Raw genomic sequence first — 26,902 nt, forward strand, 5'->3', positions numbered from 1 at the left:
GGATGCCGATGGCCAAGAAGCTCTACCCCGATGCCGCCGCCGCGCTGGAAGGGCTGCTGTTCGACGGCATGCATCTGTGCGCGGGCGGCTTTGGCCTGTGCGGCATCCCCGAACGGCTGATCGATGCGATCCGCGATTCGGGGGTCAAGGACCTGACCATCGCCAGCAACAATGCCGGCATCGACGGCGAGGGGTTGGGCAAGCTGCTGCGCACGCGCCAAGTCAAGAAGATGATCTCCTCCTATGTCGGCGAGAACAAGGAGTTCGAGCGGCAATATCTGGCGGGCGAGCTGGAGGTGGAATTCTGCCCCCAGGGGACGTTGGCCGAGCGCTGCCGCGCGGGTGGGGCGGGCATTCCCGGCTTCTACACCAAGACCGGCGTCGGCACGGCGGTGGCCGAGGGCAAGGAAGTGAAGAATTTCGACGGTCAGGACTATATCCTGGAACGCGGCATCTTTGCCGATGTCGCGATCATCAAGGGCTGGAAGGCGGACGAGAGCGGCAACCTGATCTTCCGCAAGACCGCGCGCAATTTCAACGCGCCGATGGCGACCGCGGCGAAGATCTGCATCGCCGAGGTGGAGGAAGTGGTGCCGGTCGGCAGCCTGGACCCCGATGCGATCCATCTGCCGGGCATCTACGTCAAGCGGATGATCGTCGGCGCGCCCTATGACAAGAAGATCGAGTTCCGCACCGTGCGCCAGAGGGACGCGGCCTGATGGCGACGATGATGCGGCTTGCGCCGGCACTGTTGCTGGCGCCGCTGGCGGCCTGTGCGACGACCACGGCAAGTGGACCGGCGCCGGTGACGCCGACCGGACCGGCCGTGCCGCCGGCCGGCATGCAATATCTTTATGGTTCGGGTGAGGCGGCAGCCTTGTCGCGCCAGGCCTGGACCGCTTTGGTCGCCCATGCCGCAGCAGTCGTGAAGGCGCGGCCGGCCGATTCTGTCGTGCTGGCCGAAGGCGCGAGCCTGGATGCGCCCAAATATGTGCCGTGCGGCAACCGGCCGTTCGCCGCCGTGTTCGACGTCGACGAGACGGTGATGCTGAACACCGGCTTCGAATATCATGATGCGAAGACCGGCAAGGGCTATGATGCCGCCGACTGGGACGCGTGGGAAAAGACCGGCGAAGGCGCGGTCGGCCCGGTGCCGGGCGCTGACAGCGGCCTCGACGCGCTGCGGGCGATGGGTGTCACCGTGATCTTCAACACCAACCGCTCGGCCGCCAATGCCGACGCGACCGCACGCGCGATCAAGGCGGCGGGGCTGGGCGAGGCGGTGCATGGCCAGACGCTGTATCTGGCCGGCGACGATGCCATGGGATCGCGCAAGGATGGCCGGCGCTGGACGATTTCGCGCAGCTATTGCGTGATCGCGCTGGGCGGCGACCAGCTGGGTGATTTCACCGACCTGTTCAATGCGGGGCAGAGCGTGCCGGCGCGCCGCGACGCGACGCAAGGCCCGGCGATCGCGAAACTCTGGGGCGCGGGCTGGTTCGTCCTGCCAAACCCCGTTTATGGCAGCGGCCTCAAGGGCGGCTTCGACGATGTTTTTCCTGCCGACAAGAGGTGGGCGCCGCCCGCCCAAGGGGAGAAGTGATAATGGCTTGGACCCGTGACGAGATGGCCGCGCGTGCGGCGAAGGAGCTGGAGGACGGCTTCTATGTGAATCTGGGCATCGGCATCCCGACGCTGGTGGCGAACCATATTCCTGATGGCGTGGAAGTGACGCTGCAGTCGGAAAATGGCATGCTGGGCATCGGTCCCTTCCCCTATGAGGGGGATGAGGATGCGGACCTGATCAACGCCGGCAAGCAGACGATCAGCGAGTTGCCGCAATCGGCCTATTTCAGCTCGTCCGACAGTTTCGCGATGATCCGCGGCGGGCATATCGACCTGACCGTCCTTGGCGCGATGGAAGTGGCCGAGAATGGCGACATCGCCAACTGGATGATCCCCGGCAAGATGATCAAGGGCATGGGCGGCGCGATGGACCTGGTCGCCGGCGTCAAGAAGATCATCGTGGTGATGGAGCATACGTCCAAGAATGGCGATCCCAAGTTCATCCCCGCCTGCACCCTGCCGCTGACCGGCAAGAATGTGGTCGACATGATCGTCACGGACCTGTGCGTGTTCCAGCGTCCCGACCATGACAGCCCGTTCAAGCTCATTGAGCTGGCACCGGGCGTGACCGCCGAGGAAGTCGCTGCTAAGACGACCGCCCATTATCTCAGCTAAGGGCGTTTCATGAGCCTCGACGGCACCTATGACGAAGCTAATATCTTTGCCCTGATCCTGCAGGGCAAGATCCCGTCGACCAAGCTGTACGAGGACGAGAACACCTTCGCCTTCCTCGACATCATGCCGCAGACGCGGGGCCATGCGCTGGTCATTTCCAAATGGTCCAAGGCGCGCAACCTGCTGGAGATGGAGGATGAGGCGCTGGGTGAGGTGATGGCGACCACCAAGAAGGTCGCCACCGCCATCCGCAAGGCGCTGGACCCCGACGGTATCCAGATTGCCCAGTATAACGGCGCGCCGGCGGGCCAGACGATCTTCCACCTGCACGTCCATATCCTGCCGCGCTGGGAAGGCGACCCCAAGGGCTTCGCCGCCCATGGCGCCGGCGCGCAGGCGGACAAGGATGCGCTGGCGGCGCTGGCCGAAGAGATTCGCGCGCAGTTCTGACGTGGCACTCAAACCCTTCAAGGCGCCGGGCGCGCGGCTGGCGCTGCGGTCCAAGCCGGCCAACAGCTATCTGACCGGGGACCGGGGCGGGGCCGAGGTGATCCTCGACATCTCGCGGCTGCTCTCGCGTGCCTTTCACCCGACGCCGACCGGCATCGACCGGGTCGAATATGTCTATGCCCGCGAATTGCTGGAGCGGATGCCCGACCGGCTGGCCTTCGCCGCCGTTCACCCCGCTGGCGGCTATTATGGCCGCCTGAACCATGCCGCGGTGCGCCAGTTCCTGGCCTTCACCGCGGCGAAATGGCGCAATGTGGATTCGCCCGACGAGCGCAAGGAGCGGGCGGCAGTGATCCGCCACATGTTCGCCACGCGCCCGCGCCCGGTGCCCAAGGCCAAGGGGCCGCGCATCTATCTGCAGGCATCGCCCCATCATCTGGACGATGCGGCGCAGGTCGGGGCGATTTTGCGCGCGGAGGGCGCAAAGTTCGTCACGCTGGTGCATGACGTCATTCCGCTGAGCCATCCCGAATTCGCCCGGCCGCAGGGCGCGGACGAGCATCGTCGCCGGCTGCGCAGCATCGACCTTTATGCAACCGGCATCATCGGCAACAGCCAGGCGACGCTGGACGCGCTGGAACCGCATCTGTCGAACGGCCTGGCCGATCGCCAGACATGCGTCGCCCATTTCGGCGCCGATCCGCCCGATGTGTTTGGCGGGTCGGGCACGGCGATCCCGCAGCGGCCCTATTTCGTCTATCTGTCGACCATCGAGCCGCGGAAGAATCATCTGCTGCTGCTCAATATCTGGCGGCGAATGGTGGACGAACTGGGCGATGCGGCGCCGATGCTGGTGCTGATCGGTCGGCGCGGCTGGGAAAATGAGAATGTCATCGACATGCTGGAGCGGGGCGAGGCGCTGCGCGGCCATGTGGTCGAGGCGGGCGAGCTGCCCGACAACCAGATGCAGGATCTGGTCGCGGGCGCGCGGGCGATGCTGATGCCGTCCTTTGCCGAAGGGTTCGGCATGCCGGTGGTCGAGGCGCTATGTGCCGGCGTCCCGGTGATCTGCAGTGACATTTCAGCCCATCGCGAGGTGGGCGGGGATGCGCCCGATTATATCGATCCGCTCGATGGCATGGGCTGGATGCGGATGATCCACGCCTATGCCGCAGCGGATTCGCCGCAGCGGGCGGCGCAGCTTGCGCGGATCGGCGGATGGCATGCGCCGACCTGGCGTGACTATTTCGACATAGTGGCGCAGCTATTGGAAGATGTGACAGCGACTGTTCCTTGACCTGTCATCGCCCGGCGATCATGACTGATCCGGTCGAGAAGATGACCGCGTGCCGGATCAGGGGGATATGTGACCGGGGGTTGGTGGAAAAGGCGAATGGGACCTATGTCTCAGGTGGAGCGCGACGCTCCGTGACCATGATGCCATTCCTGCGTTCTCCCCCCTTTCCGGGCATTGATCCGGATGTGGCGGCGATCAGCCATCCGGTAGCCGGCGCGTCGGTCGCGGCTATTCCCGACACATTGTTCGACATGATTGTGGCTGCGCGTGTCGGGGGCGATTTCTGGGGGCATCGGCCACGGGGTGTGCAGGTCGTGGCGCGGGCCGGGATCGCGATTCCCGCAGAGGCCTGTGTCGGTCTGGTCGCTGGACAGATTGGCATCCTGCCGCTGGCGCGACGGGGTGGTGCGGCCGTCAGCGCAAAGATCGGTCATTTTCTGCCGGTCGGTTGCGACCCATGGACATTGGTGGCGCAGGCGCGTGCCATCTATGCCCAGCCGGACGATGATCTGGCGATCATCGGGGGCCTGCTCGGCGTGGCGGTCTTTGGCGCGAATGGTGATCGGTTTGCGCCGGAGCGATTGCGCGCGGCAGCACGGGACAGGCTGGCGGCGGCGATCTATCGGGATTGTTTTACCGGTGCGCCGGTCGATGCCGCGCATGTCGTTGCGCAACTGGCCGACTGGCGCCGCCATATCGACGGCAATCGTGGTATCGCCGCTGCCAGCGGCATGGCCTTCTGGAAACGGGAGGCGATCCGGCATTTTCTCTGGGATGGGCTTGATAGCCCGCCCTTCCTGTCAGCTGCCCGAGGCTTGGCTCGGGCGCGTCAGCGTGGCGCGGCGCTGGCGATCTGGCCGTCCCGTGTGCCGTCCGATACGGTTAGCGAGGCAGCGGCCAAGGGCGTTTCGATCGCGCGAGTGGAAGATGGTTTCCTGCGATCGCGCGGATTGGGGGCAGGCTTGCATCCGCCCGGGTCCGTGGTGATTGATCGCAGCGGCATCTATTATAATGCCCGAAGGCCCAGCGATCTGGAGACATTGCTCGCAACCCAGATATTTACGCCTGCCCTGGTCGACCGAGCGCGCCGCTTGCGCAATCGGGTCTGCGCGGCGGGCGTTACCAAATATGGACCGGAGGCTGGGCAGATGATCGATCTGCCGGCCGACCGGCGGACCGTCCTGGCCGTGGGACAGGTCGATGACGACATGTCCGTCCAGCTGGGCGGCGCGGGCGTTGGCGGCAATCTGGATTTCCTGGCCCGCGTGCGCAAGGCGGAGCCGGACGCCTGGATCGTTTACCGCCCCCATCCCGACGTCCAGGCCGGACATCGCAAGGGCCATCTGAGCGATGCGGTCGTGCTGGAACATGCCGACGCGATCGACAGCGGGGCACCATTGATGGAACTGGTGCAGCGGGTAGACGAAGTCCATGTGCTTTCCTCGCTGACAGGCTTCGAGGCGCTGATGCGCGGTCGCTCTGTCACGGTGCATGGCATGCCCTTCTATGCCGGCTGGGGGCTGACCCGCGACCTGGCCAAGCCGTCATCCCGAAGAGGGCGTTTGCTGGATGTGGATCAGCTTGTCGCGGGCGCACTCATTCTCTATCCTCGCTATCTCGATCCGGTGACGCGCTTGCCCTGTGGCCCCGAACTGATGGTGGACCGCATGGCCAGTGGATCGACGCCGCCGATGACATGGCTCATTCGGCTGCGCGCGCTACAGGGGAAGCTACGAAGATTTATGACATTGTCCGCTGAGTTCCTTCATGGCTGAACCAACGTCGAAAATATTCTTGTTCCTGCAGGGGCCGCATGGTCCCTATTTCTCGATGCTTGCGGATGCGTTGCGCAAGCGCGGGCATTCCGCTCTGCGGATCAACATCAATGGTGGCGACAAGGTCGATTGGCCAGGAGATGCCACCGATTATCGTGGAACATTTCGTAACTGGCCACTCTTCTTTGACGATTTTATCGTCAATCATGGCGTTACGGACCTGATTCTCTATGGTGATTGCCGTCCCTACCATACCTCGGCACATGGCATGGCACGGCTGCGCAACTTGCATGTTCATGTCGTGGAGGAAGGGTATATTCGCCCCGATTTCCTGACCTTGCAGGACGATGGCGTGAACGGCAATTCGACTCTGCCGCTGGACCCGCAATGGTATCTAGACCAGGTCCGGGGCTTGCCGGACTATATCGATAATCTGCCGCCCGTGCCCTCGACCTTCGATGCCCGTGCGCGCAACACGATGCGCAATGGTCTGGCCGCTGCATTCATGCGGCCCTATTTCCCATTCTACCGAACCCACCGGCCGCATAGTTTCCTGATGGAATCGGTCGCCTGGTGTCGCAAGCTGGTCATGCGTCGCGGTGACGGGCGCCGGTCTTTCAAGGCGTGGGATACGGTCAAGGATAAACCCTATTTCGCGCTCCCGTTGCAACTCAACTCCGATTATCAGATTCGCGTTCATTCGCCCTTCGGCAACATGCGCGCTGCGCTGCGTTTCGCTATCAAGAGCTTTGCTCAGCATGCGCCTGATCATGTCTCTCTTGTGGTGAAACGCCATCCGCTGGACCCCGGTCTTGTCGCCTGGGACCGACTGACTCGCCGGCTGGCCGCGTATTATGGCGTAAAGGACCGTGTCGTCTATCTGGCCGATTGGGACATTGCCGAAGTGGTGGGCAAGTCGTTGGGCGTGGTGACGGTGAACAGCACTGTAGGCACGCTGGCGCTCAATGCCGGCAAGCCTGTCGTGGTTCTGGGGCACGCAGTCTACAAGGTGCCAGGAGTGGTGCATCAGTCGAGCCTTGATGATTTCTGGTCGGCGCCGCGCCAGCCGGACATGACGCTCTATTCAGCGTTTCGGCGAGTTCTGGTCGATCGCTGCCTCATTCGCGGAGGGCTTCTGAGCGAGGAAGGGCTGCAGATGCTCGTCAGCAACGCGGTTGATCGGCTGTTGCGGGCGCCTGCGCAGATTATCCGGCCAGACCGAGGTCGGGCACCACGATGGACAATGCAAAAGGGCCCGGTGTTACGTGGAATACGCTAAAGGACAATTTTGGTGACCATCGCCATTGATCGGCGAATGCGTAATCTTGCCGAAGTGAATCGGTGACTACATGCTATTGTCATCGATCAGTGCTGAAGAATGGGCGATCATCGGGCTTTCGCTCCGGGTCAGTCTGACAGCGGTCTTCGCGATGCTGCCGATAGCTTTTGCCCTGGCATGGTTGCTCGCGCGCTATCGTTTTCCTGGCAAATTGATGCTTGATGCACTGGTGCATTTGCCGTTGGTGGTGCCACCGGTGGTCACCGGCTGGCTACTGCTGCTTCTGTTTGGTCGGCAGGGTGTTTTTGGTTATTGGCTGGAAAGCTGGTTTGGCATCAGTCTGTTGTTTCGCTGGACGGGCGCAACGCTCGCGGCAGCAATCATGGCGATGCCGCTGATGGTGCGCGCTATTCGGCTGTCGATTGAGACAATCGATCGACGATTGGAGGCTGTCGCCCAGACGCTCGGAGCCGGCCGTATCCGGGTCTTCTGCACCATCTCGTTGCCACTCGCGGTTCCGGGCATATTGGCTGGCATGATCCTGGGTTTTGCTCGATCGATCGGGGAATTTGGCGCCACCATTACCTTTGTGTCCGATATACCAGGGGAGACCCGAACACTGCCGATCGCCATCTATTCCGCGCTGCAACTGCCGGACAGCGAAAATGCGGTATTGCGGCTGGCACTGATTTCGATTGCGCTGTCGCTCGGCGCGCTGATGGCATCCGAATGGCTCGCGAGACGCATGGGCAGGGGCGACCATGTCCTTTGACATTCATGTCCGTCGCCGACTGGGGGCCAATCATCTGGCCATAGACATTGCCAGTTCCAGTGCGATCGTCGGCCTATTTGGTCCATCTGGGGCAGGCAAGAGCAGCCTGCTCAACATGGTGGCCGGTCTATTACGTCCCGATGAAGGTCGTGTCGCGATTGCCGGGGGCACGTTGTTTGACAGCGCCGTCGGCGTAGACCTGCCCATCGCGCAGAGGCATTGCGGCTATATTTTTCAGGATCTGCGCCTCTTTCCGCACATGAGCGTGCGCCGGAACCTTATTTATGGCCGAAGGCATAGTGGGGGCAGCGCGCTTGATATGCCAGCTATCGTCGACATGTTAGGCATCGGCGATCTGCTTGAGCGCCGGCCATATTCTCTATCCGGGGGGGAGGCGCAGCGCGTGGCGATTGGGCGTGCCTTGCTAGCCAATCCTCATTTTTTGTTGATGGATGAGCCATTGACGGGCCTGGACCAGGGCCTGAAGGACCAGATACTGGAGCTTATACGCAAGTTGCACGCGGCCACATCGATCCCGATTCTTTATGTCAGTCACGATCGTGCAGAATTGGAGGCGCTGGGAGCCGACCTTGTCTCGATCCGTCCGTCGAAAACCGGAGATGGTGCGGGGCTTTGAGATGATGGCGTGCGCGATTCGTAGGAAAACAATCGGCGATCAGGGCGCGCTGAAGCCGTAACGGCCAAGGATCGCCCGGCCCTGCGCCGACAGCAGGAAGCGGCGGAAGCCTTCCGCATCGCGGTGGCGACTGGCGGTCAGCCGCGCCACCGGATAGCGGATCGGCGGATGGCTGCCGGTCGGGAAAGTTCCGACCGTCTGCACCGATTTCGAGGCGCGGGCGTCGGTCGCATAGACGATGCCGAACGGGGTGGCGCCGCGCTCGACCAGGGCGAGGGCGGCGCGCACGCTGTCGCCGCGCGCGATCTTGTCCGCGACCGAGGGCCAGACATTGAGCGCGGTGAGCGCCGCCTTGCCATATTTGCCCGCCGGCACGGCGTCGGGATCGGCCATGGCGAGCCGGCCGCCGTTCAGCGCTGCGGCGAGCGGCATGTTGTGGCCAATGCGCAGCCGCACCGGCTTGCCGGCCGGGGCGACCAGCACCAGCCGGTTGCCGGCCATGTCAGCGCGGCTGCCGCGCGCGACGAAGCCGGCCTTCTGGATATCGTCCATCCAATCTTCGTCGGCGGAGGCGAACAGGTCGGCAGGGGCGCCGGCCTTGATCTGCCGGGCCAGCGCCGAGGAGGCGGCGAAGGACAGGACCGGGCGGGCATGGCCCTGCCGCGCCCAGGCGTCGGCGGCGGCATTCATCGATTCCTGCAGGCTGGCGGCGGCAAGCACCAGTGGCCCGCGCCTGTCCTGCGCGGCGGCCCAGGATGGCGACAGCAAAAGCGACAGCAGCGCGAGCGCGCGCAGCAGGAGCGGAATCGGAGAGAAGAAGCGCATGACCGCTTTGTGCGCCCGGCGCAGCGGCCATGCAATTGTCGGCACATGCTTTTGTCGCCGCGTCCGATCCGCTAAGCAGACGCCGGTGACGCCGATCCTTCCCTCCTTCGTCCATTCCGGCCGGACCCGCGCAGCCCTTTGACATGGCAGTGATACGCACGCTTTGCGGCCGGTGCGGCGTCGGCTGTGGCCTGCGCGCCATCACCGGCGAGGATCGCGACCTGATGGTCGAGGGCGACCGGATGCATCCGGCCAATGCCGGGCGGCTGTGCGGGCGCGGGCTGGAGATCGCGGAAGAGGTTGGGCTGGAAGGGCGATTGCTCCAGCCGATGATCGACGGTCGGCCGCAACGCTGGGAGAAGGCGGTCGCACAGGTTGCGCGGCGGCTGTCGGCGGTGATCGCCCAGCATGGCCCGGATAGCGTGGCGCTGCATGTCGGCGGGGGCCTGCTGACCGAGGATTATTATGTCGCCAACAAGCTGATGAAGGGCTTCATCGGTTCGGCCCATGTCGATGCGGGCTGGGCGGCGAATGACGGCGCGGCGCTGGCGCAGCGCGTGGCCTATGGCGAGGATGTGATGCCTGCCGCCTATGAGGATATCGAGCGGGCCGAACTGATCCTGATGATCGGCGCCGATCTGGCGCAGGACCATCCGGTGCTGAATGCGCGGATCGCGGCGGCGCGGGCCGATCAGGGCGTCGAACTGCTGTTGCTGGCGCCGCCGGGCGAGGGGACGAGCATCGAGGCCGACCTGCGCATCGACGTGCCGCGCGAGGGCATGGCGGCGTGGATCGCCGGGCTGCTGCGCCATTGCCATGACACAGGCGCGACCGATGGCGACTATCTGGCGCGCAGTGTCAGCGTGCCCGACGATTTCTGGGCGCAACTGCGGACCCGTCATGATTTGTGGTCGGTGGCGCGAAGTTGCGGTCTGTCGCCGGTGGAGCTGCGTGCGCTCTATGACCGGATCGCCGTCGTGCCACGGATCGTGACGCTGTTTGGCGGCGCGGACGAGGGGCTGGCGCGGGCGGTGATCGATTTCCATCTGGCAACCGGACGGATTGGCAGGCCGGGGGCGACGCCCTTTGCCATGACGGCCGCGGCCAATGGCATGGGCGGGCGCGAGGTCGGCTGCCATGCAGCGGGGCTTGCGGCGCATCGCGGCTTCACGGCAGAGGCGATGGCCGAAATAGATCGCTTCTGGTCGGCCGAGGCGATGGCGACCGGGCCGGGGCTGGATGGCGCGGAACTGGCCGAAGCGGTGCGGGACGGGCGCGTCCGGGCGCTGTGGAGCATAAGCGGCGACGGCATCGATCCGGCCTGGCTGCGCGCGGCGCTGGACGCGGTGCCGCTGGCGATCCGCTCCACCCCCTGGGCCGATCCCGAGCGGGACGGGCGCGGCATCGCGCTGCCATCGGCCAGCTGGGTCGAGAAGGACGGCACGCTGACCGGCGCGGACCGGCTGATCAGCCGCCAGCGCCGGCTGTTCCCGCTGCCCGGCGAAGCCAAGCCCGACTGGTGGATCGTCACCCAGGTCGCGCGCGCGATGGGCTGGCAGGCGGCCTTCCATTATGAATGGGCGGCGGAAATCTATCGCGAGCATGTGCGCCTGACCGCCTATGGCAATGACGGCGCGCGGCTGCTCAACCTGCGCCGCCATGCCCCGATTTCCAACCCCGCCTATGAGGAACTGACCCCCTGGCGCTGGGGCGAGCTGCCGTTCGACGAGGGGCGCTTCCCGACGCCGGACGGTAAGGCCCGCCTGCTGCCCCTGTCCTAGGGACAATCGACATTCAGCCCTGACGGCCTGCAAATGGCGGTTCTCCGCGCTTCCGGTGCTCACGTACTTTGAGTACGCTGCGCTCCGGGTCACGGAAAACCACCATTTTCGTCACGTCATCATCTGAATGTCGATCGCCCCTTGGCTGTAGAGCGACGGGATCGTCGGGCAACGGGGCGCCGACGCGACAGTAGAAAGTTCACACCGTTATGCGGCATATGGTGGCGCGTCTTTTGGCGGATTTGCGCCAGGTCGGTCGGTGCGGGGGGATAGCCGCGCGACGATCAGGCGCCGGTGCCGCGCCTGCGACGCGACAGCGAGGCGACAGGGAAAGGACAGCGACGCGACAGTGTCGCGTGGGCGGCGGCAGTGGAGGCGGGAAAGGGCGCGGCGTTCCATCGACGCATGTGGAACAGAAAGGACGAGAGTAGGAAAGCGATGGGGCTGCTACCGACCAAATGCGGCTGTAAAATCCTCCCCTGCAAGGGGAGGGGGACCACGAAGTGGTGGAGGGGTGCCGCCCTATCGAGAGGGAGATACCCCTCCGTCTGGCCTTCGGCCAGCCACCTCCCCTTGCAGGGGAGGATGGTCGGGAAGCGACCAAAGGCGGAAGTTGACTGGATATGGTCTGTCACCCACAAGCGGTCCCCATGGGGATCAAAGCACTCGCGATGTGGCTCGCTGTTTCAGCTACGACGTTTGCCGCGTGCTCTTTTGCGATGCTTCAATTCGGTCATTCCATGAATGCGCCCATATTGGTGTATCCATTCATGGCCGTCTGGGGCGTGAGTGCGCTCACTTGGCCCATATTTCTTATGCGCTTGATACGTAGATCAAAGCGGGCAGCTTTTCACAGATCGCGCCCATAAGCCGCCATTCCGCTTTCCACCCAACATTGCCATCCCCGCGGAGGGCTAGGGCCATATTCTGGATAGCTTCAGCCTCGCGTTATGCCCGTGAGATGATCGAGCAGGGCGTCGCCATTGGCGGTCCAGGTGAAGCGCAGGGCGGCGGCGCGGACGGCGTCGCGTTCGGGCGGGTCGGCCAATATGTCGGCGATCGCTTCGGCCAGGGCTTCGGGTTCGCGATCGACGATCTTGCCGGCTTCGGGGCGGTCGAGCAGCTCGCGGGCGCCGCCGACGTCGGTGATGACGATCGGCGTGCCGCAGGCGAGCGATTCCACCCAGGCATTGGCGAGCCCTTCGGATTCCGACGGCAGCGCCATCACGTCGGCGGCGGCATAGAGGCGCGGCAAGCGGTCGTGCGGCACCGAGCCGAGGAAGCCGATGCGCCGTTCGACGCCGAGTTCCTGCGCGAGATTTTCGAGCATCCGGCGATATTGGCCCTGGCCGGCGAGCAGCAGGGTGGTGCCGGGCAGCTGGGGCAGGGCGCGGACCAGAATATCCTGGCCCTTGCGGGGGATGAGCGCGCCGACGCAGAGGATCAGCGGCCCTTCGAAGCCGAGCGCGGCCTTGGCCTGATCGCGGTCGGCGATTTCGAAGCGGTCAAGGTCGACGCCGGTATAATGGACCCGGATCTTGTCGGCATCGATGCCCATCCGGCCCATGGAACGACGCATCGCGGCCGAGACGGCGAGCAGGCCGGCGGCGCCGTCGGCAGCGCGCTTCACCATCTTCTTCGTGCCGCGCTGCGTGCCCCAATGATGAATGTCGGCGCCACGCGCCTTGACCGAATAGGGGATGCCGAGCGCCTTCGACAGGCGCTGGGCCACCGGACCGTCGGGGAAGAAGAAACTGGCGTCGATCACGTCGAACGGGGTCTGGGCGTGCAGCCGCTTGACCAGCGGCAGGATGGCGCGGGTCATGGTGAGGACATTGGTGCGGCCGCCGAATTTCGGGATGATCGGGAAGGTCGGCCGATAGACGGTCAGATCCTTCCACCTTTCCTTGGGTGGCAGGGCGCGCAGCGGGGCATAGCGGCCGGCGCGCGACAGCGGCCAGGGTGGCATGCCGATCGGGGCGACGACGGTGACGCTGACGTCGGGGCGGCTCGCCAGTTCGCGCGCCTGTCGCTCCACGAAAACGCCGAAATTGGGCCGGCTCATGTCCGGGAAGAGCGTGGAAAGCGTGAGGACGTTGAGTGTCATGGGCCCTCCCTACTGCGTGTCGGTTAAGCGAGGCTTAGGCGTGGCGGGGGCGCTTGGCTATAGCCGTCGGACGAGTTGCACCGCCACCGCGCCCCAGGGTGGGTCGGTCAGCACCTGTTGCCGGGCGCCATGGCCGAGCGGCAATATCTGGAGCCGGTCGCCCTCGCGGCCGATGAGGCGGCCGAACAGGAAGCGGCCGGCGGGGCGGGGGAAGAGGACGTCGCGGTTCAAGGCGCTGGCGAAATCGGCCGGGGCGATGCGGCGGCACCAGATGGCGTCGCCGCTGCGATAGTCGCCGATGCTGGCATTGACCTGGATGCCGATCATCCCGTCGGCGGGTACCGGCGGCGGGAAGGACAGGGCGCGGACGGGCGCGCGCGCGCCCTCCGGCCCGAGCAGGGCAGCGACGGGCACTTCGCTCTGGCCGGGCAGGGCGACCAGTTCGGCGCTGGTGACGCCGAGCGCGTCGGCGATGCGGTTCAGCCATTTGACCGAGACGGTGCGGGTGCCGGTTTCGAGCCGGCCGATCGTCTGGGCGGTGGTGGGCGGCAGGCAGAGCAGGCCCACCTGTTCCAGCGTCAGGCCCTTGGCCTTGCGGACCTCGCGGATGCGGGTGATCATGGCTGTCCTCGGATTGATAACCTATTTGGTTTTCTCTTTCCTACAGATTATCCGCCGTGGCAAGCCCCTGCTCTTCCCCATCCTGTCAGGAGATGCCGCCATGGCCGCCCAGTTTGTCGACCAGATGATCGAAGACCCTGCCGGCAAGATGCAGGCAGTGAAGCTGCATCTGGGGGAATCGCCGATCGGCTGGCTGCATGCGCGGGGTCATGTGAGCGATCGGCAACTGGCGGCAGGCGAGAGGCTGCGCCGCGACTGGGAGCAGGCGGGGCTGGGCGCGCGGGTGACGATGCGCTGGGACGGGGCGCCGGCGGAGCGGCGACGGGGCGGAGCAGCGGCGATACCTGATCCGAGCGCTGCGCAACTCTCGGCCCGCGAGCGGTTCGACGGCGCGGTGCGGGCGGCGGGGCCGGGGCTGGCCGATATATTGTGGCGCGTGGTGTGCGCGGGTGAGGGGCTGGGGCCGGCGGAGCGGGCGCTGGGCTGGCCCAGTCGCGCGGGCAAGCTGGTGCTGGGGCTGGCGCTCGACCGGGTGGCGGACTGGTATCGGGTTGGGTGAGGCGGGCTAAATGAACCGTTCGGGCTGAGCGAAGTCGAAGCCTTCGGCCGAGCGGCGCGAGGCGATGACTTCGCCTTCGCTCAGTCATGCCCTTCGACTTCGCTCAGGGCGAACGGAATAAATATGCAGCGGCCCGTAGCGCCTAGGCCATGGACCCCGCTGCGCTCGCTACCCACCCCAACCCCTCCCTGGAAGGGAGGGGCGCGGTATGTTTGCATTCAGGCCAAGAATCCTGCGCCGAGCAGCAGGAGCAGCTTCACGTCCATGGCAAAGCCCTGGTCGCGCCAGGCGGTGATCTGGTCCGGCAGGGTGGCGAGGGGGACGCGGTGGACGCGGATATCCTCGCTGTCGACGCCGCCGCCATCGCCGGTCTTCACCAGATCATGGGCGCGGAACAGGGTGAAGCTTTCCGAGACCATGCCGGGCGAGCTGAAAAATTCGCCGAGCGATTCGAGGCGACCGGGGAGATAGCCGGTCTCTTCCTCCAGTTCGCGGCTGGCGGCGAGGCTGGCGTCCTCGCCAGCGTCATGATCGCCGACGAGGCCCGCGGGCAGTTCGATGCAGCGCTTGCCAAGCGGCACGCGATACTGGTCGACCAGCAGGACATGGCGGCCGTCGGCGTCCTCGTCGATCGCCAGGATGACGGCGGCGCGGATGCCGCGGGCGCGGCCGACATATTCCCATTTGCCGCGCTTCTTCGCGGTAATGAAGCGCCCGGTCCACATGACTTCCTCGGGCGCATTCCAGTCATTATCGCTCATAATTCGATCAGTCTGTCCGGCAGTTCGTTGATGTCGTCGGCGGCGCGGGGGAAGTGCGGCGCCAGAATCGCGCCGACCCGGCCGATGGCGAGGGCAAGGCCTTCGCCCGGCCGGTCGTCGCGCACCGCATCGATCAGCAGCGCCATCGCCTCGCCCCAGGCTTCGGGCGTGACGCGGTCGTTGATCGCCTTGTCGGCGACGATTTCGGCGCGATGCTCGTCGAGCGAGAGATAGATGAGGACGCCGGTGCGGCGGGCGGTGCGGGCCTCGGCAGCGGCGCGGAACAGCAATATGGCGCGGCGTCGGACCCGGCGCGCCTTGGTCGCGCGCGGGGTGAGCGCCATGCGCAGCGGCATGATCGCGAGCAGGTAGCGCACCACTAGGAAGTCGAGGATCAGGTCGCCCAGCAGGATGGTCAACATCTTCCAGTCGGCGACCTGATGGTCCCAGTCGCCCAGCAGCCGGCCGGCCAGGTCGCGCAGATAGTCCGGGAAGAAGGCGAAGAAGGCGAGGGCGACGAACACGGTGCCGATCGCCCAGTGCAGGCCGGCATCATGATAGGCGTCGGATCGACGCGCGACGATCGGCACGATCTCGCCCGATGTCAGTTTCTCCGCCTCCCTGACGGCGGCCGAGACAATGTCATGATCACCTTCGCTGAACTGTACCGGCTTCACCAGCTGCCTCCCGCACCGCCGCCGCCGAAGCTGCCGCCACCGCCGGAAAAGCCGCCGCCATCGCCGCCGCCCCAGCCACCGCCGCCACTGCCCCAGCCGGAACCACCGCCGCTGCCCCATCCGCTGTCGGACGGGCCCCAGATGATGACAGGGCCGGCACCGCCGCGATAGCGGCGACCGCGACCGCCGCGGCTGGCGAACATCGATATGCCGACGATGACGATCACGATGACCCAGAAGACCAGCATCACGGCGCCGCCGCCGCTGTCACCCTTGCGCTGCTCCGCCTCGGCTGCGGCGGCGCGCGCCTTCGCCTCCTCGGGCGGCAGGGTCAGCAGGGTGGCGAGTTCGTTGACGCCAGCGTCGATGCCGCCGGGAAAGTCGCCCGCCTTGAAGCGCGGGATGATGGCGGTGCGATAGATGCGCGAGGCGAGCGCGTCGGTGACGATACCCTCGACACCATAGCCGGTGGCGATCCACACCTTGCGCTCGTTCGGGGCGACCAGCAGGATCGTGCCGTCGTCCTTTTCCTTGCTGCCGATGCCCCAGCTGCGGCCGAGCTGATAGGCATAGTCGCCAATCTCATAGCCCTGGAGGTCGGGCACGGTGGCGACCACCACCTGTCGCCCACTCTGCTTGTCGAGCGCGGCCAGCTTGGCGGTCAGCGCCTGCTCCTGCTGCGGCGAGAGCAGATTTGCGGCATCGACCACCTGGCCGGTCAGCTTGGGAAAGGTCTGTGCCTGCGCCGCCGGTATGAAGACCAGCAGCGCAAGGACCAGCAGCAGGCGCCGCATCATCGTTATCGGCTCAGTTGCCGAAGTCGACCTTGGGCGCTTCTTCCGCGCCGGGCGTGACCGCCTGGAACGGGGCCATGGGCTTCGCGCCATGGATCAGCTTGGCGCCGATCGCGTCGGGGAAGGTGCGGATGCGGGTATTATAGGCCTGGACCGCTTCATTATAGTCGCGGATCGAGACGGCGATGCGGTTTTCCGTGCCTTCCAGCTGCGACTGGAGCTGCAGGAAATTCTCGTTGGTCTTGAGATCGGGATAGGCCTCGACCGAGGCGAGCAGGCGGCCAAGGCCCTGGCTCAGTTGTGCCTGGGCGGCCTGATATTGCGCGACCTTGGCCGGATCGGACAGGTCGGCGGCGTTGATCTGGATCGACGTCGCCTTGGCGCGGGCCTCGGTAACGGCGGTCAGCGTCGCCTGTTCCTGCTTGCCGGCGGCCTTGACCGTGGCGACGAGGTTGCCGGTGAGGTTGGCGCGGCGCTGATATTGCGCCTGGACGTCAGCCCATTTGGCCTTGGCATTTTCCTCGGCAGTGGGGACGCTGTTGATGCCGCAGGCGGACAGCGCAAGCGCGCCCATGACCGGCAGCAAAAGGCGGGAGAGGCGACGCGGGAAAAGCATGGAACATCCTCGGCTCTGTTTCGCTGACGGAAATAGGGCGTTGTCGGATGGCGTGCAACGGGCCATGCAGAGTTTATCGAAGGCGAGACAAGAGGTTCATCATGGGGCTGATTTCGGAATTCAAGACGTTCATCAATCGCGGCAATGTCATGGACCTGGCGGTTGGTGTCATCATCGGTGGCGCGTTCGCCACCATCACCAAGTCGCTGACCGATGACCTGATCATGCCGGTGGTCGGCTATCTTTTCGGTGGTGCTGACTTTTCGGGCTACTTCCTGCGCCTGGGCGACCTGCCCGAGGGGTTCAAGGGCAATCCCAACAGCTATGCCGACCTGAAGGCGGCCGGCGTCGCCATGTTCGGCTGGGGCCAGTTCCTGACCGTGCTGGTCAATTTCATCATCCTGGCCTTCATCATTTTCCTGCTGGTGAAGCTGGTGAACAAGGTTCTGGCCAAGCCCGAGGAAGCGCCGGCGCCGGCCGTCACCCCCGAGGATATCGTGCTGCTGCGCGAGATTCGCGACTCGCTGAAAAAATAAGCGATTGCGACGAACCGAGGCCCTGGTGGGAACCATTGGGGACGCGGCCGGTTGATCGGCGTCAGGGTTCGGGATGGCAAGGACCGTCCCGAACCTCGTGTCGAATATGTCAGCCCTGAGGGGGCGCAACAGGAGAAAACGCTGTGAAAAGCTTCGTCGCAATCCTTGGCCTTGCCAGCATGGTCTCGCTCGCCGCGTGCGATTCCAAGCAGGAAAACAAGGTCGAGAATGCCTACGAGAATCAGGCGGACGCTCTCGACAACCAGGCCGCGAACATGGAAGCGATGGCCGACAACCTGTCGGGCAACGCCGAAAACGCAGCCGAAAATGCGGCCGACGCGCTGGAGAACAAAGCCGACGCCACCCGCGAGGCGGGCGAGGCTGCCGCCGACGCGGTGGAGAAGAAGCAGCACTGATCTGCTGCGGCACCGACCATCGGGCCAAAGGGGCGTCGCGCTTGCGGCGCCCTTTTTCTTCGCCCGCTCTCGCCTTTAACGGCCCCTTAACCACGGCCGGCCATGGTGCCCTCGCGCGCATCCAAAGGTCGTGGGAATGGACGAGTTACTTCAGGAATTCATATCCGAAACGCAGGAAACGCTGGAGGCTCTGGCGGGCGAGGTCGTCGCCTGGGAGGCCAATCCGGGCGATAGCCAGCGGCTGGACGCCATTTTCCGCTTCTTCCATACGGTCAAGGGCAGCTGCGGCTTCCTCAATCTGCCGCGTTTCGAGAAATTGAGCCATGCGGCCGAGGACGTGTTGTCGGAGATTCGCGCCGGCAATCGCAAGCCCGATCCCGCGACCGTCAGCGCGGTGCTGGCGATCATGGACCGGATCGGCGAACTGGCCGAGGCGGTGGCGCGCGGCGCGGCATTGCCCAACGAGAATGACGAATATCTGATCGGCGCGCTGACGCAGGTGGAGGCACCGGCCGCGCCCGCCGCAGAAGCTGAGCCCGAAGAGCCGGCGGCCCCGGTCGCGGCGGTGCGCCAGGGCCAGGCGCTGCGGACCATCCGCCTGCCGCTGTCGCTGATCGATCAGCTGATGAACGGCGTGTCGGATATGGTGCTGGCGCGCAATGAATTGTCGCGCAAGCTGCGCGACCGGTCGGCCGACCCCGAACTGGACAGCGCGTTCGAGCGGCTGTCCACCTGTGTCGCCGACATGCGCGACGTGATTTCCAAGACCCGCATGCAGCGGGTCGAGCGCCTGTTCGCGGCGATGCCGCGCATGGTGCGCGACCTGAGCCGCGATCTCGACAAGCGGATCGAGTTGAGCCTGGAAGGCGGCGATGTCGAGATGGACCGCGAGATGGTGGAGATGGTCGTCGACCCGCTCACCCATATCGTGCGGAACAGCATCGACCATGGCATCGAGACGCCCGAGCGGCGTCGCGCGGCGGGCAAGCCGGACGCCGGCCGGTTGCGGCTGGAGGCGCGCCAGTCGGGCAACCAGATCGTGATCGAGATCAGCGATGACGGCGCCGGCATCAACACCGCGCGGCTGGTGGAAAAGGCGATCGCCGCCGGCCGGCTGACGCCCGACGCGGCGGCGCGGATGACCGAGCAGGACAAGCTGGACCTGATCTTCCAGCCGGGGCTGACGACGGCCGCCAAGGTGACGGCGGTGTCGGGCCGGGGCGTCGGCATGGACGTGGTGCGCGCCAATATCGAACGGATCGGCGGCGTCATCGCGCTGGACAATCATCCGGGGCAGGGGCTGCGCATCACGCTGCGCGTGCCGCTGACGCTGACCATTATTCCGGGCCTGATCGTGCGCGCCGGGGGGCTGCATTTCGCGATCCCGCGCGCGGCGGTGGTCGAGATACTGCACGACAATAACGAGATGATGCAGATTGCCGATGTCGGCGGTGCCAAGATCGCGACGATCCGGTCGATCCGCCATTCGATGATCGATCTGGAAGATGTGCTGGGCATGGACAAGCCGCAGCAGATTGGACCGCGCGCCGTGATGGTGGTGCGATCGGCGACCGGCGTGCCCTTTGCCATGGGCGTGTCTGCGGTCGAGAATCATGAGGAACTGGTGATCCGTCCCGCATCGCCGCTGGTGATGGCGAGTGGCGTCTATGCCGGCATGACCCTGCCCGACAATGGCAAGCCGATGCTGCTGCTGGATGCGGCGGGCCTGGCCAATGCGGCGCGCCTGCCGAACCTGATCGACGATCGCGCCCATGGCGCGGTGGCGGATGCCGCCGCGCAGGAGGCTGGCGTCGAAATGGTGGCGGCACTGCGTTTCGAGGAATTGTCGGGCGAACGGCGCCTGCTGCGCTTGTCGCTGATCGAGCGGGTCGAGGATATCGACGCCAGGCTGTTCGGCCGGTCCGGTGGCCAGGCCTTCGTCCGGCTGGACGAGCGGCTGGTGCCGGTGGTGAACGGCCGCCATGCCTTTGCCGAGGACAAGGTCTGCGCGCTGCGCCTGCGCGATGGCAGCCTGGAAGCCTGCTACCCGGTCGCGGCGGTGCTGGACATCGTCCAGATGCCGCTGGTGCCGGACATGGTGGCGATGCACGGCATGCTGAGCGGCGTCGCGGTGGTCGATGGCGAGCATCTGGAGGTCATCAATCCCTTCGCCCTGTTCGCCGCGCTGCCGCAGGAACCGATCGCGCCGCATAGCCGGGGCCGTTGCCTGCTGGCGGATGCGGAGGATGGCTGGACCCGCGAGATATTGGCGCCGCTGCTGCGCCAGGCCGGGCATGAAGTGGTGCTGGGCCTGCCGGGCGACGCCGTCGATGCGCAGGATATCGTGCTCTATTCGGCCGGCGATGTCGGCCAGGTGGCCGAGATCATGGGATGCCGGGTGGTGCATCTGCGCGCCACGCCGCGGGCCACGGGGCCAATGGATGCCAGCATCTACCGCTATGACCAGGACGCGCTGATGGCGGCGCTGTCCGGTACGCGCGGATAAGGGGAAGAGCGATGGAGCAACTCTATCTGTTGGCGACGCTGGCCGGCGCCCGCATCGCGGTCGATGCCAGTGAGGTCGAGGCGGTGGTCAAGCTGACCGAGATATCGCCCGTGCCCGGCATGGGCGTGCATGTCGCGGGTCTTTCCGCGCTGCGCAGCCGGGTGCTGACGATCATCGATGTCGCCGCGCTGATTCATGGGCGCGCGACCCCGGCGGACCAGCGCGACCTGGCGATCATCGCCAATATCAGCGGCCATAGCTATGGCCTGATGGTCGATGGCGTGTCGGATATCTGTCGCGTGCCGGAGGGCGAACTGCCGCTGCGCGGACAACTGGATTCGGCCTGGATGCCCTTTGCGCGGGGCGTGGTGGAGCATGAGGGCGTGCCCCATCTGCTGGTGTCGCTGGCCGGCTTCATCGAGGCCGGTGCCCAGGCACAGGCGGCCTGATCGCTTGACCGCGTCGTTTACCATTTCCTCGCCTTTCGCGTTTACGCCTCTCCTCCCGGCACGTAAAAATCAAAGGGACGCTTCATGAAGAACTGCCTGGTCGTCGATGATTCCAAGGTCATCCGCAAAGTGGCACGCCACATATTGGAATCGCTGGACCTGACCGTGACCGAAGCGGTGGACGGGCAGGATGCCCTGACCCAGTGCGAGGCCAGCCTGCCCGACGTGGTGCTGCTCGACTGGAACATGCCGGTGATGAGCGGGATGGAATTCCTGCAGGCGCTGTCGGCCACCAAGATGGAGGCCCGGCCCAAGATCATCTTCTGCACCACGGAAAACGGCATCAGCCATATCAAGGCGGCGGTCGAGGCCGGTGCCGACGAATATGTGATGAAGCCGTTCGACCGCGAGACGCTGGAGAGCAAGCTGGCGATCGTCGGGGTCATCTAGGCCCGGTCCCTCCCTTCGAGGATATCGCCGTCTTTCCCAGCCTCTTCGTTCTGAAAGCCCGTCAATGACCGTCTTCGTGCCGACCATGGTCAGCCTCGACAGCCACACCGCTCCCGCGGTGCGCACGCTGGTGGTTGACGATTCGGTGGTGGTGCGCACGGTGATCGAGCGCATCCTGAACGCCGATCCCGGCTTTACCGTCGTCCACAAGACCAACAGCGCGGAAAATGCGCTGCGCTATCTGGCCGAACATAGTGTCGACCTGGTGCTGCTCGACATCGAACTGCCGGGCCAGAGCGGCCTGGCCGCGCTGCCCGCGATCCTGCGATCGAACCCGCAGGGCAAGGTGGCGATCCTGTCGGGCCGCTGCGAGGAGGGCAGTGCGGCGGCGATCGAGGCGCTGGCGCTGGGTGCGAGCGATATTCTCTCCAAGCCGGGCAGCGGCAGCTTCGGCGAACAATTCCCTCAGGCATTGATCGATCGGCTTGGCCGGCTGTTCGGCGGCGAAGCGCCGACGGTACCGGCGCAGCGATCGACCATGGTTGCGCCCGCTCATGCGACCAGCGCTGCGGTCGAACCCCTGGCCTGCCTGGGCATCGGGGCGTCGACCGGGGGCATCCATGCGCTCAGCCAGTTGTTCAGCGGCCTGACCGCGCCGCTGGGCGTGCCGATCCTGCTGACCCAGCATCTGCCGGTCAGCTTCACCGTCTATTTCGCGCAGCAACTGGCGCGCATGACCAGCCTGCGGGTCAAGGTGGCGGAGGCCGGCGATCAGCTGGCGCCCGACACCGTCTATGTTGCGCCGGGCGACGCCAACCTGCTGCTGCGGCGCGGGCTGCATGGCCGGGTGAGCGTGGTGCTGGACCCGGAACGGACGCCGTCGGGCAATCTGCCGGGTGTCGACCCGATGTTTGCCGCCATGGCCGATGTCTATGGCGCGGGCGCGGCGGGGATCGTGCTGACCGGCATGGGCCGCGACGGCACGGCCGGGGCGCGGGATATCGTGGCAGCGGGCGGCTGGATCGTCGCCCAGGATGAGCCAAGCAGCGTGGTATGGGGGATGCCGGGATCGGTCGCGGGGGCAGGGCTGACCTGTGCCCTGATGGAACCCCATGCGATCATGGATTTTGTCGCACGACGCGGAAAGATGAACGACTGATGGCCTTGCCCCCTTCCAGGATGGGATCGGGCGCTGCCCGGATTTTGACGGGTCTGCTGGAAGCGCGGACCGGCCAGGTTCTGTCCGAGGGACGGGCCTGGCGCATGGAGACGGCGCTGAAGCCCGTGCTGCGCGACCATGGGTTGCAGGATATCGACGAACTGGCCGGCAAGCTGCTGCGCAGCCGCAATCCGCGCCTGGACGAGGATGTGGTGAACGCACTGCTGAACAATGAAAGCAGCTTCTTCCGCGATCTGCAGATATTCGACCTCATCCACCGGCAGATATTGCCGCGCATCCAGGAGGCGCGGGGCGACCGGGTGCTGCGGATCTGGAGCGCGGGCTGTTCGACCGGGCAGGAAGCCTATTCGCTGGCGATCCGCTTCTGTAACGAGGCGGCGCGCTGGGCCGGCTGGCGGATCGAGATATTGGCGACCGATATTTCGAGCGCAGCGATCGACCAGGCGCGCAGCGGCATTTTCTCGCAGATGGACGTGCAGCGCGGCCTGCCGATCGGCGACCTGATCAAATGGTTCGAGCCCGCGGGCGATGACTGGCGCGCGAACCCGGAGCTGCGGCGGATGATCGATTTCCGGCAGGATAATCTGTTCGCCGCGCGGGTGCCGACCGGCGCCTATGACCTGCTGCTGTGCCGCAATGTGCTGCTCTATTTCTCGCCCGAACGGCGCCAGAGCGTGTTCGACCTGCTGGCCCGGCACAGCCATGACCGGTCGGTGCTGCTGCTGGGCGCGGGCGAGACGGTGATCGGCCAGAGCGAGGAATTTGTGCCGCATCCCGAATTTCGCGGCAGCTATGCGCGGCGGGGGGCATCGGCCGATGCCGGCAATTCGGCGCGGCGCGCGAGCTAATCGCCTGGAGACCATTTACCACGCTTGATTGCCGCGCCGGTCTCGGCCATGATTCCGCCTGTGGCTGCATGACGCGGCGCGACGCAGGGCGGAACAGGGCGTGAGACTGGACTTTTCGTGGTGACGGGCCCTTTGCGATGACCGACATCCCCATGATCGAGACGCCGTCGCCCAATTATGACGAGCGCAGCCTGCCGATCACCATGCTGGTGCTCCATTATACCGGCATGCCGGACGCGGCGAGTGCCATCAACTGGCTGGCCAATGCCGAATCCAAGGTGTCGGCCCATTATGTCGTGACCGAGGATGGCCAGATCATCCGCATGGTGGCCGAGGACAAGCGCGCCTGGCATGCCGGCCGGTCGCACTGGCGCGGCATCGACGATGTGAACAGCGCCAGCATCGGCATCGAAATCGTCAATCCCGGCCATGAATGGGGCTATCGGCCTTTCCCCGAGGCGCAGATGGGATCGCTGATCCCGCTGGTGCACGACATCGTCCAGCGCCACCGGATCACGCGCGGCAATATCGTCGGGCACAGCGACATCGCGCCCGCGCGCAAGCAGGATCCAGGCGAACTTTTTCCCTGGGGGCAACTGGCGCGGCTGCGGCTGGCGCTACCGCGACCGACCAAGAATCTGATGGACCCGCACTGGACTGACAGCGGCTTCATGCTGGCGCTCGAACGCTTCGGCTATGACATTGCCGAGCCGCAACCAGCGGTCGTCGCCTTCCAGCGGCGCTTCCGCCCGGAACTGATCGACGGCGTCATTGATGGCGAATGCCGGGCGATTTTGCTCGCGCTGCTGCTGCCCAAGCCGACAGGGGATGACTGACCCGATTTTTGCGCCTATAGGCGCCTGTGCCAGAGGGCCGGGCGGCCGCGGCGTGGCGGGTAACTTCCACGGCGAGGAAAGTCCGGGCTCCACGAAATGACGGTGCCGGCTAACGGCCGGCTGGAGTGATCCAAGGGACAGTGCAACAGAAAGCAGGTCACTAAGGCTTCGGCCCAGTGAAATTGAAAGGGTGCGGTAAGAGCGCACCGCGTCTGCGGCAACGCAAGACGGCACGGTAAACCCCACCGGGAGCAAGACCGAATAGGGGCGGCGCGCAGCTTGACTGCTAGGTCTGTTTCGACTGAGACCGCCCGGGTTGGTTGCTTGAGGGACGGAGCAATCCGTCCCCTAGAGGAATGGTCGCCTATCCCCCTTGGGGGGTGGACAGAACCCGGCTTACAGGCCCTCTGGCATTTCCCCTGTTGCGAGGTTATCGCAATAACCGGTCCGCGGTCTTGGGGGGATTCGGTTTGCGTAACAGATATTTGGCCTTGCTGATGGCGATGGCGGCCATGCCTGCTATCGGTCATGCGATGCAGGATGCGGCGCCGGCAGCGCCTGCGCCCGCAACTGGCACGATCCAGCAATTGTTCGAGCAATCGACGCAAGCCACCGAGGCAGCGGATTATCCCCGCGCGCTTGAAATCCTCACCGCACTCGAAGGCCGAGTGGTGCGCAATCCGCGCAGCCTGGCGATCGTGCGCGTACGCAAGGCCATGGTGCTGGCGGAACTGTCGCGCTGGGCCGAGGCGCGCGACTTGCTGAACCTGGCGGCGCCGGCCCTGCCCAAGGATGATGCCAGCCTGTCGACCGACCGCTATCGTGCCGCCTATACGCTGGGGCGCGTGTCGATGGGCGACCTCGACTATGTCGGTGCGCTGGCCCATTTCAGCGCGGCGCTGGCCGAAGCGGAGGGGCCGGCGGCGCGCATCCAGGCGCTGCTGGGGCAGGCGCAGGCCGGCACGTTCGTCGATCCGGCCGAAGCGCTGAAGGCCGCGGAAGCGGCCAATGCCATTGCGGTGGCGGACCCCAAGATGTTCGACAAGGCATCGCTGGCGCATATCGACCTGATCCGGGGGCGGGCGCTGCTCAATCTGGGCCAGTTCGATCCTGCGGAAAAACTGTTCGCACGGGCGGTGAAGCAGCAGGGTGGGCTGACCACCAGGGTCGATTTCGATGATCTGGTGACCCGGTCGGATGCGTCGATCGCCGCCATGCTGGCCGGCCATCGCGAAACGGCGCGCAATTATCTGGTCTATACCGGTGCCGGGCGCATGCCGCAGCAGGACTTCACCCAGGGCGCGGACATGGCGCTGCCGCGCTGTGGCGAGGATGGCATCCAGCCCGAGGATTATGCCGTGGTGGAATTCGGCATCAGCGACAGCGGTGCTGTTTCCTATGCCCGGCCGGTCTATGGATCGCGTCCCGGCCCGTCGGCGCTGGCGTTCGCGCGGGCGGTGCGGGACTGGTCGTGGCGGCCCGATGACGTGAAGAATATCCCGGCGCTGTTCCGGTTCGTGACGCGGCTGGAACTGCGCTGTTCGACCGCGGAAGGCGGCCCGTCGATGCTGGCGGGGCCGACCAAGGCGCTGGGCGACTGGCTGGAGGCCAGGCGCGTTCCCGGCCCGGTGCTGGACAATGTGCCGATGACCCGGCAGCGCGCGCTGCTGTTGCAGCAGGCCCAACTGATCCGCAGCCAGAAGGGCGATGCGGCGGTGGAACTGGTGCCGGTGCTGATCCCGCTGCTGGCAGGATCGATGGCCGCGCGCGAGGATGTCGAGACCTATGGCCCGCTGCTGCGCCGGGTGGTGCGGACGGCGGATGCCCCGCCGCTGGCGCAATTGCGGGTCGACCGCCTGGTCCATGATGCAGCCGAGCATGTGGATATCCGTATCCGGGCCGATTCCCCCTATGCATTGCGCGCCGCCGACTATCAGGCCGATGCCGATGCACGGGCGACCTTTGCAATCCTGGCCTATGATGATCTGAGGGCCAGGGAAAAGGCCGGATCGCAGGCGCTGCTCAACGCGGTGATCGATGATGGCGCCTTGCCGGCCAATGACCCGCTGCGCGTGGCGGCGCTGGTGCGGCGCGCCAGCTTGCAGGCGACCGGCGGCAATCTGGAAGCGGCACGGGCCGATTATGCCGCGACCGGATTGTCGGCGCAGCAATGTTCGATCGTCGATGCCAAGCCCAGTTTGCGCAGCGCGCCGGTATCCTCCGCCGATTATCCCACGGACATGGTGTCCGTGGGTGTCGAGGGATGGACGCGGGTCCAGTTCGACATCGCGGCGGACGGCACGACCCGCAACCAGCGGGCCGTCATCACCTATCCACCGATGATCTTTGGCACCAACGGCACGAAGATCGTGACGCGGGCCAAATATGAGCAAAGCTATCGCCCCGATGGTGGCCTTGGCTGCGGCGGCAACATGCAGGGTGTGACTTTCCGTCGCTAATCCCGGCGCAGGGCTGGCTTTCCGGGCGCG

Annotated in this window: 27 protein-coding genes and 1 other RNA gene; 21 read left to right on the forward strand and 7 right to left on the reverse strand. The window is 65.7% G+C overall.

What is annotated here, in order from left to right; genetic code table 11:
- Positions 1-8 precede the first annotated feature (8 nt).
- The 9 genes from E5554_RS07795 (at position 9) to E5554_RS07835 (ending at position 8,451) form a co-directional block, all read left to right on the forward strand.
- A complete protein-coding gene (locus E5554_RS07795) occupies positions 9-719 on the forward strand; it encodes a CoA transferase subunit A (RefSeq protein ID WP_048936425.1) in 711 nt (236 codons plus the stop codon).
- Positions 719-1,603 (forward strand): HAD family acid phosphatase, encoded by an 885-nt coding sequence (locus tag E5554_RS07800; RefSeq protein WP_136186453.1) that lies wholly within the window; start codon positions 719-721, stop codon positions 1,601-1,603. The genes E5554_RS07795 and E5554_RS07800 overlap by 1 nt, the downstream gene beginning before the upstream one ends.
- 2 nt (positions 1,604-1,605) lie before the next feature.
- The gene (locus E5554_RS07805) at positions 1,606-2,241 is read left to right on the forward strand and encodes a CoA transferase subunit B (RefSeq protein WP_136186454.1); all 636 of its coding nucleotides are present in this window, start codon (positions 1,606-1,608) and stop codon (positions 2,239-2,241) included.
- 9 nt (positions 2,242-2,250) lie between these two features.
- A complete protein-coding gene (locus E5554_RS07810; RefSeq protein ID WP_136186455.1) occupies positions 2,251-2,691 on the forward strand; it encodes an HIT family protein in 441 nt (146 codons plus the stop codon).
- A 1-nt stretch (position 2,692) separates the two neighbouring features.
- Positions 2,693-3,988 (forward strand): glycosyltransferase family 1 protein, encoded by a 1,296-nt coding sequence (locus tag E5554_RS07815; RefSeq protein WP_037516448.1) that lies wholly within the window; start codon positions 2,693-2,695, stop codon positions 3,986-3,988.
- Between the two features lie 131 nt (positions 3,989-4,119).
- On the forward strand, positions 4,120-5,763 hold the full coding sequence (locus E5554_RS07820) for a beta-3-deoxy-D-manno-oct-2-ulosonic acid transferase (RefSeq protein ID WP_136186456.1): 1,644 nt from the start codon (positions 4,120-4,122) through the stop codon (positions 5,761-5,763).
- Positions 5,756-7,042, forward strand: coding sequence for a capsular biosynthesis protein (locus tag E5554_RS07825; RefSeq protein ID WP_136186457.1), 1,287 nt, complete (start codon positions 5,756-5,758; stop codon positions 7,040-7,042). Before E5554_RS07820 ends, E5554_RS07825 begins: the two co-directional genes overlap by 8 nt.
- A 70-nt stretch (positions 7,043-7,112) precedes the next feature.
- Positions 7,113-7,814, forward strand: coding sequence for a molybdate ABC transporter permease subunit (gene modB, locus E5554_RS07830; protein ID WP_037506164.1), 702 nt, complete (start codon positions 7,113-7,115; stop codon positions 7,812-7,814).
- The gene (locus E5554_RS07835) at positions 7,804-8,451 is read left to right on the forward strand and encodes an ATP-binding cassette domain-containing protein (RefSeq protein ID WP_136186458.1); all 648 of its coding nucleotides are present in this window, start codon (positions 7,804-7,806) and stop codon (positions 8,449-8,451) included. Before modB ends, E5554_RS07835 begins: the two co-directional genes overlap by 11 nt.
- 39 nt (positions 8,452-8,490) lie before the next feature.
- Here the strand turns inward: E5554_RS07835 and modA are convergent, their stop codons facing one another.
- Positions 8,491-9,276 carry a molybdate ABC transporter substrate-binding protein gene (gene modA, locus E5554_RS07840; RefSeq protein ID WP_136186459.1) on the reverse strand — a complete coding sequence of 262 codons (786 nt, stop codon included), beginning with the start codon at positions 9,274-9,276 and terminating at the stop codon, positions 8,491-8,493.
- Positions 9,277-9,419: 143 nt separating this feature from the next.
- On the opposite strand from modA, the gene E5554_RS07845 reads away from it, so the two are divergent.
- Positions 9,420-11,057 (forward strand): molybdopterin-dependent oxidoreductase, encoded by a 1,638-nt coding sequence (locus E5554_RS07845; protein WP_136186460.1) that lies wholly within the window; start codon positions 9,420-9,422, stop codon positions 11,055-11,057.
- 937 nt (positions 11,058-11,994) lie between these two features.
- Here the strand turns inward: E5554_RS07845 and E5554_RS07855 are convergent.
- Complete coding sequence (locus E5554_RS07855; RefSeq protein WP_099233291.1) at positions 11,995-13,164, reverse strand: glycosyltransferase; 1,170 nt, start codon at positions 13,162-13,164, stop codon at positions 11,995-11,997.
- 57 nt (positions 13,165-13,221) lie between these two features.
- Positions 13,222-13,785 (reverse strand): helix-turn-helix transcriptional regulator, encoded by a 564-nt coding sequence (locus tag E5554_RS07860; protein WP_004210404.1) that lies wholly within the window; start codon positions 13,783-13,785, stop codon positions 13,222-13,224.
- Between the two features lie 100 nt (positions 13,786-13,885).
- On the opposite strand from E5554_RS07860, the gene E5554_RS07865 reads away from it, so the two are divergent.
- Positions 13,886-14,344 carry a DUF6456 domain-containing protein gene (locus E5554_RS07865; RefSeq protein WP_136186462.1) on the forward strand — a complete coding sequence of 153 codons (459 nt, stop codon included), beginning with the start codon at positions 13,886-13,888 and terminating at the stop codon, positions 14,342-14,344.
- 218 nt (positions 14,345-14,562) lie between these two features.
- Here E5554_RS07865 and E5554_RS07870 read toward each other — a convergent pair whose 3' ends face one another.
- The 4 genes from E5554_RS07870 to E5554_RS07885 are packed head-to-tail and all read right to left on the reverse strand — an operon-like array spanning position 14,563 to position 17,192.
- Entirely contained in the window at positions 14,563-15,105 is a 543-nt protein-coding gene (locus E5554_RS07870; RefSeq protein WP_136186463.1) for an NUDIX hydrolase, read from the reverse strand.
- Positions 15,102-15,782 (reverse strand): hypothetical protein, encoded by a 681-nt coding sequence (locus E5554_RS07875; protein WP_136186464.1) that lies wholly within the window; start codon positions 15,780-15,782, stop codon positions 15,102-15,104. Before E5554_RS07875 ends, E5554_RS07870 begins: the two co-directional genes overlap by 4 nt.
- Positions 15,779-16,579, reverse strand: a complete 801-nt coding sequence (locus tag E5554_RS07880) for a TPM domain-containing protein (protein ID WP_029547562.1) — start codon at positions 16,577-16,579, stop codon at positions 15,779-15,781. The genes E5554_RS07875 and E5554_RS07880 overlap by 4 nt, the downstream gene beginning before the upstream one ends.
- A gap of 10 nt (positions 16,580-16,589) precedes the next feature.
- Entirely contained in the window at positions 16,590-17,192 is a 603-nt protein-coding gene (locus E5554_RS07885) for a LemA family protein (RefSeq protein WP_004210411.1), read from the reverse strand.
- 101 nt (positions 17,193-17,293) lie between these two features.
- Between E5554_RS07885 and mscL the strand changes: the two genes are divergently transcribed.
- The 10 genes from mscL to E5554_RS07935 all read left to right on the forward strand — a co-directional run bounded on the left by mscL (position 17,294) and on the right by E5554_RS07935 (position 26,872).
- Positions 17,294-17,728 carry a large conductance mechanosensitive channel protein MscL gene (gene mscL, locus E5554_RS07890; RefSeq protein WP_004210412.1) on the forward strand — a complete coding sequence of 145 codons (435 nt, stop codon included), beginning with the start codon at positions 17,294-17,296 and terminating at the stop codon, positions 17,726-17,728.
- 143 nt (positions 17,729-17,871) lie between these two features.
- Complete coding sequence (locus tag E5554_RS07895) at positions 17,872-18,144, forward strand: hypothetical protein (RefSeq protein ID WP_004210413.1); 273 nt, start codon at positions 17,872-17,874, stop codon at positions 18,142-18,144.
- A gap of 136 nt (positions 18,145-18,280) precedes the next feature.
- On the forward strand, positions 18,281-20,650 hold the full coding sequence (locus E5554_RS07900; RefSeq protein ID WP_136186465.1) for a chemotaxis protein CheA: 2,370 nt from the start codon (positions 18,281-18,283) through the stop codon (positions 20,648-20,650).
- Positions 20,651-20,661: 11 nt separating this feature from the next.
- A complete protein-coding gene (locus tag E5554_RS07905) occupies positions 20,662-21,099 on the forward strand; it encodes a chemotaxis protein CheW (RefSeq protein ID WP_004210415.1) in 438 nt (145 codons plus the stop codon).
- 84 nt (positions 21,100-21,183) lie between these two features.
- Positions 21,184-21,549 (forward strand): response regulator, encoded by a 366-nt coding sequence (locus tag E5554_RS07910; protein ID WP_004210416.1) that lies wholly within the window; start codon positions 21,184-21,186, stop codon positions 21,547-21,549.
- Positions 21,550-21,613: 64 nt separating this feature from the next.
- Positions 21,614-22,708: a chemotaxis protein CheB gene (locus E5554_RS07915; protein ID WP_136186466.1), complete on the forward strand. Its 1,095-nt coding sequence runs from the start codon at positions 21,614-21,616 to the stop codon at positions 22,706-22,708.
- Positions 22,708-23,577: a protein-glutamate O-methyltransferase CheR gene (locus E5554_RS07920; RefSeq protein WP_210729810.1), complete on the forward strand. Its 870-nt coding sequence runs from the start codon at positions 22,708-22,710 to the stop codon at positions 23,575-23,577. Before E5554_RS07915 ends, E5554_RS07920 begins: the two co-directional genes overlap by 1 nt.
- A 137-nt stretch (positions 23,578-23,714) precedes the next feature.
- Positions 23,715-24,413 (forward strand): N-acetylmuramoyl-L-alanine amidase, encoded by a 699-nt coding sequence (locus E5554_RS07925; RefSeq protein ID WP_136186467.1) that lies wholly within the window; start codon positions 23,715-23,717, stop codon positions 24,411-24,413.
- 29 nt (positions 24,414-24,442) lie between these two features.
- Positions 24,443-24,828, forward strand: an RNA gene (gene rnpB / locus E5554_RS07930) — RNase P RNA component class A.
- Positions 24,829-24,925: 97 nt separating this feature from the next.
- On the forward strand, positions 24,926-26,872 hold the full coding sequence (locus E5554_RS07935; protein WP_247594406.1) for a hypothetical protein: 1,947 nt from the start codon (positions 24,926-24,928) through the stop codon (positions 26,870-26,872).
- The last annotated feature ends 30 nt before the right edge of the window (positions 26,873-26,902 follow it).

It is taken from the genome of Sphingobium sp. PAMC28499 (genome assembly GCF_004795815.1).
Lineage (GTDB): Bacteria > Pseudomonadota > Alphaproteobacteria > Sphingomonadales > Sphingomonadaceae > Sphingobium > Sphingobium yanoikuyae.

Excerpts from the sequence above, each read along its gene's own strand:
- modB (WP_037506164.1), top strand. The coding sequence starts at position 7,113 with ATGCTATTGTCATCGATCAGTGCTGAAGAATGGGCGATCATCGGGCTT.
- E5554_RS07880 (WP_029547562.1), bottom strand. The coding sequence starts at position 16,579 with ATGATGCGGCGCCTGCTGCTGGTCCTTGCGCTGCTGGTCTTCATACCG.
- E5554_RS07855 (WP_099233291.1), bottom strand. The coding sequence starts at position 13,164 with ATGACACTCAACGTCCTCACGCTTTCCACGCTCTTCCCGGACATGAGC.
- modA (WP_136186459.1), bottom strand. The coding sequence starts at position 9,276 with ATGCGCTTCTTCTCTCCGATTCCGCTCCTGCTGCGCGCGCTCGCGCTG.
- E5554_RS07900 (WP_136186465.1), top strand. The coding sequence starts at position 18,281 with ATGGACGAGTTACTTCAGGAATTCATATCCGAAACGCAGGAAACGCTG.
- E5554_RS07835 (WP_136186458.1), top strand. The coding sequence starts at position 7,804 with ATGTCCTTTGACATTCATGTCCGTCGCCGACTGGGGGCCAATCATCTG.
- E5554_RS07865 (WP_136186462.1), top strand. The coding sequence starts at position 13,886 with ATGGCCGCCCAGTTTGTCGACCAGATGATCGAAGACCCTGCCGGCAAG.
- E5554_RS07800 (WP_136186453.1), top strand. The coding sequence starts at position 719 with ATGGCGACGATGATGCGGCTTGCGCCGGCACTGTTGCTGGCGCCGCTG.
- E5554_RS07915 (WP_136186466.1), top strand. The coding sequence starts at position 21,614 with ATGACCGTCTTCGTGCCGACCATGGTCAGCCTCGACAGCCACACCGCT.
- E5554_RS07860 (WP_004210404.1), bottom strand. The coding sequence starts at position 13,785 with ATGATCACCCGCATCCGCGAGGTCCGCAAGGCCAAGGGCCTGACGCTG.
- mscL (WP_004210412.1), top strand. The coding sequence starts at position 17,294 with ATGGGGCTGATTTCGGAATTCAAGACGTTCATCAATCGCGGCAATGTC.
- E5554_RS07845 (WP_136186460.1), top strand. The coding sequence starts at position 9,420 with ATGGCAGTGATACGCACGCTTTGCGGCCGGTGCGGCGTCGGCTGTGGC.
- E5554_RS07810 (WP_136186455.1), top strand. The coding sequence starts at position 2,251 with ATGAGCCTCGACGGCACCTATGACGAAGCTAATATCTTTGCCCTGATC.
- E5554_RS07905 (WP_004210415.1), top strand. The coding sequence starts at position 20,662 with ATGGAGCAACTCTATCTGTTGGCGACGCTGGCCGGCGCCCGCATCGCG.
- E5554_RS07805 (WP_136186454.1), top strand. The coding sequence starts at position 1,606 with ATGGCTTGGACCCGTGACGAGATGGCCGCGCGTGCGGCGAAGGAGCTG.
- E5554_RS07935 (WP_247594406.1), top strand. The coding sequence starts at position 24,926 with ATGCCTGCTATCGGTCATGCGATGCAGGATGCGGCGCCGGCAGCGCCT.
- E5554_RS07825 (WP_136186457.1), top strand. The coding sequence starts at position 5,756 with ATGGCTGAACCAACGTCGAAAATATTCTTGTTCCTGCAGGGGCCGCAT.
- E5554_RS07870 (WP_136186463.1), bottom strand. The coding sequence starts at position 15,105 with ATGAGCGATAATGACTGGAATGCGCCCGAGGAAGTCATGTGGACCGGG.
- E5554_RS07910 (WP_004210416.1), top strand. The coding sequence starts at position 21,184 with ATGAAGAACTGCCTGGTCGTCGATGATTCCAAGGTCATCCGCAAAGTG.
- E5554_RS07795 (WP_048936425.1), top strand. The coding sequence starts at position 9 with ATGGCCAAGAAGCTCTACCCCGATGCCGCCGCCGCGCTGGAAGGGCTG.
- E5554_RS07885 (WP_004210411.1), bottom strand. The coding sequence starts at position 17,192 with ATGCTTTTCCCGCGTCGCCTCTCCCGCCTTTTGCTGCCGGTCATGGGC.
- E5554_RS07920 (WP_210729810.1), top strand. The coding sequence starts at position 22,708 with ATGGCCTTGCCCCCTTCCAGGATGGGATCGGGCGCTGCCCGGATTTTG.
- E5554_RS07925 (WP_136186467.1), top strand. The coding sequence starts at position 23,715 with ATGACCGACATCCCCATGATCGAGACGCCGTCGCCCAATTATGACGAG.